We start from the raw sequence: 12,742 nt of genomic DNA, 5'->3' as shown, positions 1-12,742 counted from the left end.
GTTATGTGGCAAGACATCAGGTCAATGAATGCAACAGCGAATGCTTTGTTCGGTGTTTTTATACTTGCATTGCTGATGTCCGGTATCTGGTGGGTAGTGCAGCGGCCAATGTTTACGCTGAAAGTGATTAGGGTTGAAGGTGTAGAACAGGCAGCCTTGCGGCATGTGAACGCGTTCACGATTCGTGATGCCGCACTGCCAAAGTTGCGAGGAAATTTTTTTACGACGAATCTGGACAATGTCAGAACAGCTTTTGAATCGGTACCTTGGGTACGCAAAGCAAGTGTGCAGAGAGAATGGCCGAACAAACTGATCGTGACGCTAGAGGAACATCAGGCACTCGGTACCTGGGGTGAAGATGGTCGCTTAATGTCAGTCAAGGGCGACGTGTTTACTGCCAATCTGGCTGAAGCGGAAGAAGACGCTGAGTTGATTGCGTTTGCAGGACCAGACGGTAGTGAAAAAGAAGTACTGGCACGCTATCTCGATTTTAAGCAATGGTTTGCCAATATCAGTCTCGCACCTGAGGTCGTACAGTATTCAAGTCGTTATGCATGGAGTCTGAAATTAAATAACGGTATGAAGGTGGAGTTGGGCAGGTTGCAGGACGATCAGACTTTAAAGAATCGGGTTGATCGCTTGCTGACGGTGTACCCGCAGTTAGTTGCCAGTTTGCAGGACAGTATTGAAAGTGTGGATATGCGTTATCCCAATGGCCTTGCGCTGAAGTCCAGTCACAATGCCTTTGGAATTAATCCAAAGCTTAAGGTTAAACGAAAGTAAGTACATGACAAAAGATGCAAAAAACCTGATAGTCGGCCTCGATATTGGCACCTCCAAAATTGTCGCGGTGGTGGCCGAGGTGATGCCCGATGGTCGTCATGAAGTGATCGGTCTGGGTCAGCATGATTCCAAAGGCCTGAAAAAAGGCGTGGTCGTCAATATTGAAGCCACCGTCGAATCGATTCAGCGTGCTCTTGAAGAAGCTGAACTAATGGCTGATTGCAAAATTCGTCATGTGTATACCGGCATTGCTGGCAGTCATATCCGCAGTTTCAATTCCAGCGGTATGGTCGCAATCAAGGATAAAGAAGTCACCGCTGCGGATGTTTCGCGCGTAATCGAGACGGCTAAGGCAGTCAATATCCCTACTGATCAGCAATTGCTGCACACCTTGCCACAAGAATTTATTGTCGATAGCCAGGACGATGTGCGCGAGCCGATAGGTATGAGCGGTATTCGTCTCGAGGTCAAGGTTCATATCGTTACTGGCGCCGTCTCTGCGGTACAGAACATCGTCAAATGCGTACGTCGTTGTGGCCTTGAGGTCTCAGATCTGATACTGCAACCCATGGCTTCTGCCGAAGCGGTATTGACCAAAGATGAAAAAGAACTTGGTGTTGTACTGATCGATATCGGTGGCGGTACTACCGACGTGGCGGTGTTTAGTGAAGGTGCAATTCGTCATACTGCGGTGATTCCGATTGCCGGTGATCAGATCACGAATGACATCGCGATGGCATTACGGACGCCCACATCCGAAGCGGAAGAAATCAAAATTCGTTTTGGTGTGGCGAAACAGGTATTGGCTGATCCGTCCGATACGCTCGAAGTGCCGGGCCTGGGTGATCGTGGTCCGCGCTCTTTATCCCGCCAGGCCCTGGCCGCTGTGATCGAACCTCGTGTCGAAGAATTATTTGCGCTGGTCCATCAAGTTGTCCGTGAATCCGGATACGAAGATGTACTGTCGTCCGGCATCGTTTTAACCGGTGGTTCAGCGATCATGCCAGGCATGGTTGAGATGGCAGAAGACATCTTTTTGAAACCCACGCGTTTGGGTATGCCGGTGTATTCCGGACAGTTGGCTGATGTCGTTCGCAGTCCTCGTTATGCGACAGTTTTAGGTTTGTTGTTGGAAGCGAAGAAGCAGTATATGCGCGGCCATATCGTCACACGGCAAGAAGGTTCTGCAAAAGCAGTGTGGCAGCGCATGAAAGAGTGGTTTTTAGGGAATTTTTAAGTAGTAATTGGTGTGAAAACTGTAGTAGAAATAGTAGTAATCATTTTATAATGTTCTTATCTGCAGTTATTAGTCGCTAGTCGTCACGCACATGCAGGAATCGTGATGATTATCGACTGAAAACTGCCTACCTAAAGGAGTCATGATGGAGTTCGATATGGTTGATAACGCTACCCAAGGCACCGTAATCAAGGTCGTGGGCGTAGGCGGCGCAGGCGGCAATGCTGTGCAGCACATGATTAATAAAGGTGTGGCAGGAGTTGAGTTCATCGCTGCTAACACTGATGCGCAGGCTTTGTTGCAGTCCAAAGCACATAACGTGATTCAGATCGGTGAGACCGGTCTGGGTGCAGGCATGAAACCTGAAGTGGGTCGCCAGCTTGCAGAAGAATCACGCGCACGGATTGAAGATGCATTGCGTGGTTCGCATATGGTGTTTATCGCTGCCGGTATGGGCGGCGGGACTGGCACTGGCGCCGCACCGGTGGTCGCACAAGTGGCAAAAGAACTGGGCGCATTGACAGTGGCCGTCGTATCCAAACCATTTTCTTACGAAGGTAAGAAATGCATGGACATCGCCGACGAAGGTCTGGAAGCCTTGTCGCAGCACGTCGATTCACTGATCATCATCCTGAACGAAAAACTCGAAGAGATCTATGAAGATGACAGCATGATCGAATGGCTGCAACATGCCGACGATGTGTTGAATAATGCAGTTGCCGGTATCGCCGAAATCATCAATGTACCTGGTCATATCAACGTCGATTTTAATGACGTGAAAACCATCATGGGTGAGCAAGGTAAAGCGATGATGGGTACGGCGACGGCATCCGGTGTCGATCGTGCACGTATCGCTGCAGAGCAGGCAGTTGCATCACCATTATTGGATGGTATCGACCTGTCAGGCGCGCGCGGTGTCCTGGTCAATGTGACGGCCAGCCGTGGTCTCAAGGGTAAAGAGATCAAGGAAGTCATGGCGGCAGTTCGCGCATTCGCCGCACCAGATGCTTCGATTGCTCAAGGTATTGCATATGACGACACGATGGGTGACGACATTCGCGTGACCGTTGTTGCAACCGGTCTGGGTCGTGGCAAGAAAAATATCCAGCTAGTACAAACACCGATGCTGCGTACTGGGACGCACAATGAGCCAATGATGGCATCACCAGTGATGGCGTCTGCGGCGACAACCACAACGGGTATGGCAGCGCCAGCGTTTGACGGGTTGAGCAAGCCAGCAGTATGGCGTCGTGAGTCTGCCTCTGATACCGTTCGTGCTTTGGAAAAAAATGGAATGGAGACATACGACATTCCGGCCTTCCTGCGCAAGCAAGCTGACTAAGATCCGTCGTATCTGAACCTCAGTATCAACAAAACGCCAGCCTCTGTGCTGGCGTTTTGCTTTCTGCACGAAATAGCAGACTCAGGCATACTGACGCACCAGCCTCAGTGATCGCAGCATGAATTAATTTTTTAATGCGGCGCTGAGGGAATATCGTGAATCAACCCATACAAATCAGGAGCGCAACATGAGCATCAAGATCGGTGACAAATTGCCAGCAGGCAGCCTCGCAGAATTTATCGAAGTCGAATCAGAAGCTTGTTCTTTAGGGCCAAATACCTTCAAGGTAGAAGATCTGACTAAAGGCAAAACGATTGCGATTTTTGGTTTGCCCGGCGCTTACACACCAACTTGCTCCGCGAAACATGTTCCAGGTTATATACAGCACGCTGCCGATTTAAAAGCCAAAGGTGTTGATGAAATCTGGTGTATCTCCGTCAATGATGCATTCGTAATGGGTGCATGGGGCCGTGATCAGAAAGCGACTGGCACCGTGCGCATGATGGCTGACGGTAATGCTGACTTTAGCAAAGCGTTAGGTCTGGATGCTGACTTCAGTAAATTCGGTATGGGCGTGCGTTCCCAGCGTTATTCGTTACTGGCAGTCGATGGCGTCGTGACGCAATTGAATGTGGAAGAGGGCGGCAAGTTTGAAGTATCCAATGCAGAGACTTTGCTGGCGCAACTGAGTTAAGACATCTAAGTTTTACCGCGGGACTCCAAGTTCCGGCATAAAAAAGCCATAGCGACCCTATGGCTTTTTTTATGGTGGCAGGCTTTGTTGTAAAGCAAGCCACTGCCACCGAAGATTTTGAGCAACCGTTATAATGCTGGAATGCTAAAACAAAGAACAATCAAACAAACCGTTAAAACCGTCGGTGTCGGCTTGCATTCCGGTACCCGGGTTGACCTGGTGCTGCGACCTGCTGCTATTGATACCGGTATCATTTTTACACGCACCGATCTCGTGCCTCCGGTTGTATTTCCAGCAACCGCCTTGAATGTCGGCGATACGCGTATGGCATCGACGCTGAACGTCGATGGCGCGAAGGTCTCTACGGTAGAGCACTTGTTATCAGCATGCGCAGGATTGGGTATTGATAATCTGTATATCGATATCAGCGCAGAAGAAATTCCTATCATGGATGGCTCTGCATCCTCGTTCGTGTACTTGTTGCAGCAGGCCGGCATGCAAGAGCAGGAAGCTGCCAAAAAATTCATTCGCGTGTTAAAGCCCGTCGAAATTCGTGAAGGTACAGGTAAGTCTGAAAAATGGGCGCGGCTGGAACCTTTCGACGGTTTTAAATTACATTTTTTTATCGAATTTAATCATCCGGCCGTGGACGGGACAACGCAAACCGCCGAAGTCGATTTTGCCAAAGTCTCGTATAGCAAAGATGTCGCCCGGGCGCGCACTTTCGGTTTTATGCAAGATGTAGAGATGCTACGCGGGATCGGCCTGGCGCGCGGCGGCTCGATGGAAAATGCCATCGTGATGGATGAATACCGTATTCTGAACGCAGATGGTTTGCGTTTTGACGATGAATTTGTCCGCCATAAAATTCTCGATGCGATCGGCGATCTCTACCTGATCGGTCATCCTTTGCTGGCTAGTTATACCGCGCATAAATCTGGTCATGGCTTAAATAATCAGTTATTGCGGGTCTTGCTGGAACAACCTGATGCTTATGAAATTGTGAGCTTCGATGCGATTGAAAATGCGCCTGATTCTTACGGTTTGCAAGAGCAGCGTGAATGGGCGTTGTCTTCCTAAGTCTGGTAGCGATGCTCGTTTGCCCGCAAACTTGATAACAGTGCCAGACAAAAAAGCCTTGAACGGAATGCGCAATCACCGTTTCGCCGTCAGAGTCCGCAACTGCCCGTAGACTGCCTGGACCCTGGCAGAGGTGGTCCGAGACTACACCCAAACTCATTTACTATAAATCCTATACTGGGGATGAGTATTGGTAAAAATACTACTTAAACCGCCTATTTTACGAAGTGATTTAAAAATACTCCCTGCGATTCTATTTTTATCCGAGTAATGTCAGGCTATGTGCCTGACTGATGCCGCTTCACCAGCTTATGCAAAGCAGCTCTCAAATCTGCATTTTGTGGTGTATTTTCTAAGGCATTTTCCAGATTATCGAAGGCTTTGACAGCGCGGTCGGACAGGCTGCATTGCTTGACATAAGGCTTGGGCTCGACTTTTCGCCTGACTTGTACTTTGATACGGATTGCGTTAATCTGCCATCCCCGCTGTAGTAAACCGTCTTGCAATTTTGGACACTGTTGTTTGAGTTTGGTGGCTAGTGCAGCGTTGGGCGCAGACAGGGTCAGCTGACCCTCTTCTAATTGCAGTACATCGCAGGCTTCAAACATCGCGGGGAGCAGGTTCCCGCAGTCTTTTTGCAATTTGGCATTGCGCCTGATCGTAGGTAAGAGAGGCGAAATTTGTTCGTTGCTACGCAAGAAATCGGCGGCACCGCTGGTTTCCGGCAACTTTCGTCCGCGTTTGATGTTGATTCGATAGGGAGGTGGTGAAAATGCTTGCATGGATGGAACCTTACCACAAACTGCCTGGTTTGTTCGCTCTCAGCATCTGCTCATGTCGCTATGACGGTGTCGCTTTTTCAGGAGTGAATTGATGCAAATTATCGTCATGCATTCGCGCTTCACCAAAGCAAAGTCTATTACCCTTAGTTCCAACCACCTGATTTTCGGCATTCTTGGTTTTTTGATGCTGACTATGATTTGCTCTGCCGTGATGGCCGCCTTAACCTTGCGTCTGGCCAGCGGCGACATTCCCTTTTTACGAGATTTTGTACCGGTTGCCGTGGCGAATGACCCGAATGCGAAGGATCGCTACGTCAAAGAAAATATCGCCGCCATGGCCGTCAAGCTCGGCGAAATGCAGGCCCAGCTGATACGTCTAGACGCATTGGGCGAGCGGGTTCAGGGTCTGGCTGGCGTGAAGCCGGAGGAATTTAATTTCCGCGAATTGCCCGGACGTGGTGGTGCAGAAACGTCGTCAGTCGCACCGCGGGAGTTGACTATGACGGAGTTTCAGGCAGCACTGGATGCCATGGCAAAAGATGTCGAACATCGTTCCGATTATATGAACGTGGTCGAGACGAAATTGATGGGTTTTAAAGTGCAGTCAAAATTATTGCCGACGATTTCTCCGGTGAATGCAAGCTACAACGCGTCTACGTTTGGCTGGCGGCTTGATCCTTTCTCCGGTCGCAGTGCGTTTCATGAAGGAATTGATTTTCCTGCGCCAACCGGAACGACGATTGTTGCTGCTGCGGGTGGCGTAGTGATTGCCGCGGAGTTTCATCCGCAATTTGGCAACATGATAGAAATTGATCATGGCGGCGAAATCATGACCCGCTACGCGCATACCTCGAAGGTGTATGTCAAAGTCGGTGATATCGTCAAACGGGGTCAGCACATTGCTGATATCGGCTCCACCGGACGTTCCACGGGCTCACATCTGCATTTCGAGGTACATGTCAAAGGCGTGCCACAAAACCCGAGCAAATTCCTGAACGCGGGTGCAAATCAGGCTGACATGGCTGCGATTAGCCAAAAATAAACTTGTTTTTGGTAAATTTGCCTCCAAATCCTCCTACATATGTCACTTTGTCATTGAGCAATTGCTAGTCACTAGCGTTGCCATGTTAAAATCCGACGTTTACTTGTGTTAGCTTATTGTTGTTGCAAAATCAATTTTTCAAGTTATTTTTGATCAAGCGGCAATTTTTTTCAGAATTCATTCATCCATTCATAGCATGTCATTCCTGACCAAAATATTCGGTAGCCGCAATCAGCGGCTCTTGAAGCAGTACCAAAAAACCGTGCGTGACATCAACGCATTGGAACCCAAGCTGGAAGCCTTGTCGGATGAGGCCTTGCAGGCCAAGACTGTGGAGTTTAAAACCCGCGTCGAGAATGGCGAAACCCTGGATGCGATCTTGCCGGAAGCATTTGCGGTTTGCCGCGAAGCCAGTAAGCGCGTTCTCAAAATGCGCCACTTTGACGTGCAGATGATAGGCGGCATGGTGCTGCATTACGGCAAAATTGCTGAAATGGGCACTGGCGAAGGTAAAACGTTGATGGCGACTTTGCCGACCTACCTGAACGCATTGTCAGGCAAGGGCGTGCACGTTGTCACAGTCAATGATTATCTGGCGCAGCGCGATGCTGAATGGATGGGTAAATTATATGGCTGGCTCGGATTGAGTACGGGCGTCAATCTGTCTCAGCTCGAACATGATGCGAAACAGGTCGCTTACGCTTCTGATATTACCTACGGCACCAACAACGAATTCGGTTTTGACTACCTGCGTGACAACATGGTGTACGAAGCCAAGGATCGCGTCCAGCGCAGTCTGAATTTCGCGGTGGTTGATGAGGTCGATTCCATTTTGATCGATGAGGCGCGGACACCGCTGATTATCTCCGGCCAGGCAGAGAATCACACTGAGCTGTATTACAAAATCAATGAAGTGCCGAAGATGCTGACCTTGCAGATCGGTGAAGAAACACCGGACGGCAAAAGCACGATTGAAGTTCCGGGTGACTATACCAAAGATGAAAAATCGCATCAGGTTTTGCTGACCGAAGCTGGTCATGACAATGCCGAGCGCATTCTGACCCAGATGGGTTTGTTGCCGGAAGGTGCATCTCTGTACGACGCAGCACACATCACGCTGATTCATCATCTGTATGCTGCATTACGCGCCCATGCACTGTATTTCCGCGATCAGCACTATGTGGTGCAAGACAACGAAATCGTGATTGTCGATGAATTCACTGGCCGTATGATGACGGGCCGTCGCTGGTCAGATGGTTTGCATCAAGCTGTGGAAGCCAAAGAAGGCGTCAAGATCCAAAACGAAAACCAGACGCTGGCATCGATTACCTTCCAGAACTACTTCCGTATGTATAACCGCTTGTCCGGCATGACCGGTACAGCCGATACAGAAGCCTACGAATTCCAGGAAATCTACGGTCTAGAAACCGTCGTGATTCCGCCGAACCGTCCTTCGCAGCGTAAAGATCGTCAGGATCAGGTCTATAAGAGCGCCGAAGAAAAATACAATGCCATGCTGATCGACATCAAGGATTGCTACGAGCGTGGTCAGCCGGTATTGGTCGGTACTACCTCGATTGAAAATTCTGAATTGTTGTCCGGCATTCTGGATAAAGCCAAATTGCCGCATAACGTGCTGAACGCAAAACAGCATGCACGCGAAGCGGAAATCATTGCCCAGGCAGGTCGTCCAAAAGGTATCACGATTGCGACTAATATGGCCGGTCGCGGTACTGATATCGTCTTGGGCGGTAACGTCGCCAAACAGGTGCAACTGATCGAGGCAGATGAAACACTGTCCGACGCAGTCAAACAGGAAAAAGCACAGCAATTGCGTGATGAATGGCAATCGCTGCATGAGCACGTGGTCAATGCCGGTGGCTTGCATATCGTCGGTACCGAGCGCCACGAATCGCGTCGCGTCGATAACCAGTTGCGTGGTCGTTCTGGTCGTCAGGGTGATCCTGGTTCTTCCCGCTTCTATCTGTCGCTGGATGATCAGTTGCTGCGTATTTTTGCAGGCGATCGCGTACGCGCCATCATGGATCGCTTGAAGATGCCCGAAGGCGAACCGATCGAAGCAGGTATCGTGTCGCGTTCTATCGAATCCGCTCAGCGCAAAGTAGAAGCGCGTAACTTCGACGTCCGTAAGCAATTATTGGAATACGATGACGTCGCCAATGATCAGCGTAAAGTCATCTACCAGCAGCGTAATGAATTGTTAGAAGCACAGGACATGTCTGAGCTGATTTCGTCTTTGCGTGCCGGTATGTTCTACGATGTTGTGCGTGCCCACGTGCCAACCGAATCTGTTGAAGAGCAATGGGATATCCCGGCTTTGCAATCAGTGCTAGCGACTGAATGGGCTCTGGATATACCTTTGGCAAGCATGCTCGAAGCGGAACCGAATCTGAATGACGAAGACATTCTGGAGCGTGTGCAAAAAGCTGCAGATACGGCCTACGAAGCAAAAGTGGCTTTGGTCGGTAAAGATGCATTCGCAGGCTTTGAGCGCAGCATCATGTTGCAGAGCATTGACTCTCACTGGCGCGAACATCTGGCTGCACTGGATCACTTGCGCCAAGGTATCCATTTACGTGGTTACGCGCAGAAAAATCCTAAGCAGGAATACAAGCGCGAAGCATTTGAATTGTTTGGCCAGATGCTCGATCTGATCAAAAATGAAGTGGTGCGTACGATTGTTACCGTGCGTATTCAGTCGCGTGACGAGATCGAAGCGGCCGAGCAGCAACTGGCACAGTCGCAAGTCGAAAACGTGCATTATCAGCACGCCGATTTTGATGCGAATGCGTCGCCGGAAGAAATGCTGGCTCCCACAGCAAATCCGGAATCTGGCCAGACGCAATATGTTCTTAAAGTTGGTCGCAATGATCCATGCCCCTGCGGCAGTGGTAAGAAGTTCAAACAATGCCATGGCAAGCTGAATCCTGACCAGGCTCAGGGTGAGTATGCCTTCTCCGTTGGCCGCAATGACCCATGTCCTTGTGGCAGCGGTAAAAAATTCAAACAATGCCACGGCAAGTTAGCCTGAGCAAACGAGGCGGATAAACGCATCGTTAGGTTTTAGGCAGTACCAATAAAAAGGCGGAGATATCCGCCTTTTTTTATATCCTGGCTCAGGATCTCACGCAATATCATCGCGATATGGACATTGGACATACGGCATAGAGCAAAGGACGTGACGCATCAATCGCAATCAAACGATAAATACAGCGTCGTACTTTGCCTGTTATACAATAAGCTCAGATTGGTTTTTCCTTGATTGAACGCTTATCAGGCTTTGCAGTCTTTTAAAGTTTGCATGTGAAAACACCACCTATACCAAAATTCCTGCAATCGCTCTGGCTCGCCGCTTTTGCTGCCATCTTATTCGCGCCTGCGGCGATGGCGTTTGATTGCCCGCGTCCTTTGACGCTGGCCTTGCATGAGCACGGTTTGTTGTACTCATCCCAGACCGGTGCTGGCATTGACAAAGATATTGCCGATGAACTGATGCGACGAAGCGGTTGCAAAATAACGGTCAGCGTGTTGCCACGAGCCCGCATCTGGCAGCTTATTGAATCGGGGGCGCTCGACTTCAGCCTGTCCGGTATCCGCAATGACGAGCGCGATCACTATGCGGCGTTTGCCTGGTATTTTTCAAATAAATATTACTTACTGGTACGCAAAGACGTGCAGGTCAGGCAGCTTGCAGATTTTGATGATAATCCTGCATTGCAGTTAGGGGCGATACGCTCATTCAGATATGGCCCAAGTGCGAACCGGCTGGTAGATAAATTGCACGCTGGGCAGCGTGTGACCTATGCCTCTGCGCTGGAACCTTTATATCAAGCGCTGGCAAGCAAGCGGATTCACGGTATGATCATTGAGCCTTTCGATTATTCTCAGGTCGAATCCATGTCAATCCGCGACCTCACTACCATCATAGAAACGAATGACTCGCCGATTCCGCACGGTCTGATCATGTCGAAAAAATCCTTGAGTACCGCAGAGCAGGAAAAGTGGCGCAGTCTGATTAAGGGCATGCGTGACGATGGCACGGTGCTGGCGATTTTTGAAAAATACTTCAAGCCAGAATTGGCTAATGCAATGGTTAACTTCTATCTATCATGGTAAGCAGTCTTAGCCGCCGCCTGACTGTCGCCGTCGTCCTGTGTATTTCGCTGGGCGTCACCTATGCGCTCTGGCGTCACGAAAAAACCAATGCCTGGCTTGATACCCGCACCACACTGGACTTCAGCGCTCGTGATGTAGCGAGCCGCATCGAACAGCGGCTCGCTGCCAGTGAGCAGGTTCTGCGTGGCGCACAGGCGGTATTCGGCATGTCGGATGTCGTCAAGCGCAAGGACTTTGCCAACTACGTCAATTCACTGCAATTAGGCGCTGATTATGTTGGCATGGAAGGGGTAGGCATCGCCCTGGCAGTCGAATCCGGCAAACTGGAGCAGCATGTGCTCGCCATGCGGCAGCAAGGCATCAGTGATTATCAACTGTATCCGCTGGCGACGGCGACACGTTCTACTCAGACATGGATGGCGCCGTTCATACAGATCGAGCCATCACTGGAGCGCAATCGTCGCCAGCTAGGCTTCGACGCCATGTCCGACCCTGTGCACAGAGCCGCTCTGGAGCGTGCCCGTGATGCCGGTACTCTGGCTATTACAGGTATGTTGAACTTGTCTCATGACGATAAAGCCAGTTTGCACAAAGGTTTTTACGTGTATTTGCCCGTCTATAAAGACGGTGTTGTACCGGATAGTCCCGAAGCGCGCCGTAGTAGTCTGGTTGGCTGGGTGTTCGCCCCTTTTCGTATGGATGATCTGATGGCGAGTCTATATGGTGAGACGCCCCGCGCAACTGCGGTCCGGATTTACGATGGGGTTGAAACCTCAGTCAGCAACTTGATGTACGAATCCTTGCGGCTTGAATCGCTGAAACTGGCGCCAGTCAAATCAGGATTGTCCGGTGCGATAGCCATGTTCTCGCCGCGCGATCACACCATTGAAGTGACCGAATATCTCGCGAACGGCGGACGTTCCTGGTCGGTCGTGATTACGGCACTACCGGGTTTTGAAGAGCATGTTGGTAAAGACAAATCCGGGCTGATCGCCATGATCGGCGTTACGTTGAGTATGTTGATGTGCCTATTGACCTGGCAACTGGTTTCCGGTCGTGAACGTGCGTTGAATCTGGCACGCGAAATGACCAGAGAACTGCGTGAGAGTGAGGCGCGCTTCCGTTATCTGGCACAGTATGACGAGTTATCGGGTTTGCCGAATCGCGCGATGTTTCGCGATCGTCTGCAACATGCCATCACCGTTGCCAAGCGTGATAAACATCTGCTTGCATTGATGTACTTGGATCTGGATAAATTTAAGCCGATTAACGACAGTCTCGGGCATCACGTCGGTGATTTGTTACTGCGTGCTGTTGCCGAAAAAATGCTGCGCTGTGTCCGCGAGTCTGACACCGTTGCTCGTATGGGTGGCGATGAATTCGTCATACTTTTGCCTGTTATCGAGTATGAGCAGGACGCCTTGCTGGTCGCAGAAAAGATCCGGCAGGCACTGTGCGAGCCTTTCGAGGTCGCAGGTGGTCATCTGCTGCATGTGTCGTGCAGCATCGGCATTGCGTTGTACCCGCAGCATGCGCAGGATGATATTGAGCTTTCGCGTCATGCTGATATTGCGATGTATCGCGCCAAAGAATTAGGCCGCGATATGGTGCAGGTATTTACACCATCCTGATCGCAGGATCTGGG

At 50.2% G+C, this 12,742-nt stretch carries 10 protein-coding genes; 9 read left to right on the top strand and 1 reads right to left on the bottom strand.

The genetic code is table 11. The features are described 5' to 3' along the window. Positions 1–3: 3 nt before the first annotated feature. The 5 genes from ACO0LE_RS13600 to lpxC all read left to right on the top strand — a co-directional run bounded on the left by ACO0LE_RS13600 (position 4) and on the right by lpxC (position 5,136). On the top strand, positions 4–783 hold the full coding sequence (locus ACO0LE_RS13600) for a cell division protein FtsQ/DivIB (RefSeq protein ID WP_422960890.1): 780 nt from the start codon (positions 4–6) through the stop codon (positions 781–783). Positions 784–787: 4 nt separating this feature from the next. Continuing rightward, positions 788–2,020: a cell division protein FtsA gene (gene ftsA / locus ACO0LE_RS13595; protein WP_422955717.1), complete on the top strand. Its 1,233-nt coding sequence runs from the start codon at positions 788–790 to the stop codon at positions 2,018–2,020. Positions 2,021–2,165: 145 nt separating this feature from the next. Next, the gene (gene ftsZ / locus ACO0LE_RS13590; RefSeq protein WP_422960889.1) at positions 2,166–3,362 is read left to right on the top strand and encodes a cell division protein FtsZ; all 1,197 of its coding nucleotides are present in this window, start codon (positions 2,166–2,168) and stop codon (positions 3,360–3,362) included. Positions 3,363–3,549: 187 nt separating this feature from the next. Next, positions 3,550–4,056 (top strand): peroxiredoxin, encoded by a 507-nt coding sequence (locus tag ACO0LE_RS13585; protein ID WP_422955716.1) that lies wholly within the window; start codon positions 3,550–3,552, stop codon positions 4,054–4,056. Between the two features lie 141 nt (positions 4,057–4,197). Continuing rightward, positions 4,198–5,136 carry a UDP-3-O-acyl-N-acetylglucosamine deacetylase gene (gene lpxC / locus ACO0LE_RS13580; RefSeq protein ID WP_422955864.1) on the top strand — a complete coding sequence of 313 codons (939 nt, stop codon included), beginning with the start codon at positions 4,198–4,200 and terminating at the stop codon, positions 5,134–5,136. A 278-nt stretch (positions 5,137–5,414) separates the two neighbouring features. Here lpxC and ACO0LE_RS13575 read toward each other — a convergent pair whose 3' ends face one another. Next, positions 5,415–5,918 (bottom strand): DciA family protein, encoded by a 504-nt coding sequence (locus ACO0LE_RS13575; protein ID WP_422960888.1) that lies wholly within the window; start codon positions 5,916–5,918, stop codon positions 5,415–5,417. A gap of 91 nt (positions 5,919–6,009) precedes the next feature. Between ACO0LE_RS13575 and ACO0LE_RS13570 the strand changes: the two genes are divergently transcribed. The 4 genes from ACO0LE_RS13570 to ACO0LE_RS13555 all read left to right on the top strand — a co-directional run bounded on the left by ACO0LE_RS13570 (position 6,010) and on the right by ACO0LE_RS13555 (position 12,728). Then, positions 6,010–6,960: a M23 family metallopeptidase gene (locus ACO0LE_RS13570; protein ID WP_422960887.1), complete on the top strand. Its 951-nt coding sequence runs from the start codon at positions 6,010–6,012 to the stop codon at positions 6,958–6,960. Between the two features lie 196 nt (positions 6,961–7,156). Further along, complete coding sequence (gene secA / locus ACO0LE_RS13565; RefSeq protein WP_422960886.1) at positions 7,157–10,012, top strand: preprotein translocase subunit SecA; 2,856 nt, start codon at positions 7,157–7,159, stop codon at positions 10,010–10,012. A gap of 353 nt (positions 10,013–10,365) precedes the next feature. Beyond that, positions 10,366–11,097 carry a substrate-binding periplasmic protein gene (locus ACO0LE_RS13560; protein ID WP_422960910.1) on the top strand — a complete coding sequence of 244 codons (732 nt, stop codon included), beginning with the start codon at positions 10,366–10,368 and terminating at the stop codon, positions 11,095–11,097. Then, a complete protein-coding gene (locus ACO0LE_RS13555; protein WP_422960885.1) occupies positions 11,091–12,728 on the top strand; it encodes a CHASE domain-containing protein in 1,638 nt (545 codons plus the stop codon). The genes ACO0LE_RS13560 and ACO0LE_RS13555 overlap by 7 nt, the downstream gene beginning before the upstream one ends. Positions 12,729–12,742: the final 14 nt, after the last annotated feature.

The organism is Undibacterium sp. Xuan67W (assembly GCF_049340165.1).
Taxonomy (GTDB): domain Bacteria; phylum Pseudomonadota; class Gammaproteobacteria; order Burkholderiales; family Burkholderiaceae_D; genus Undibacterium.
This window is presented reverse-complemented; position numbering and strand designations above follow the sequence as displayed.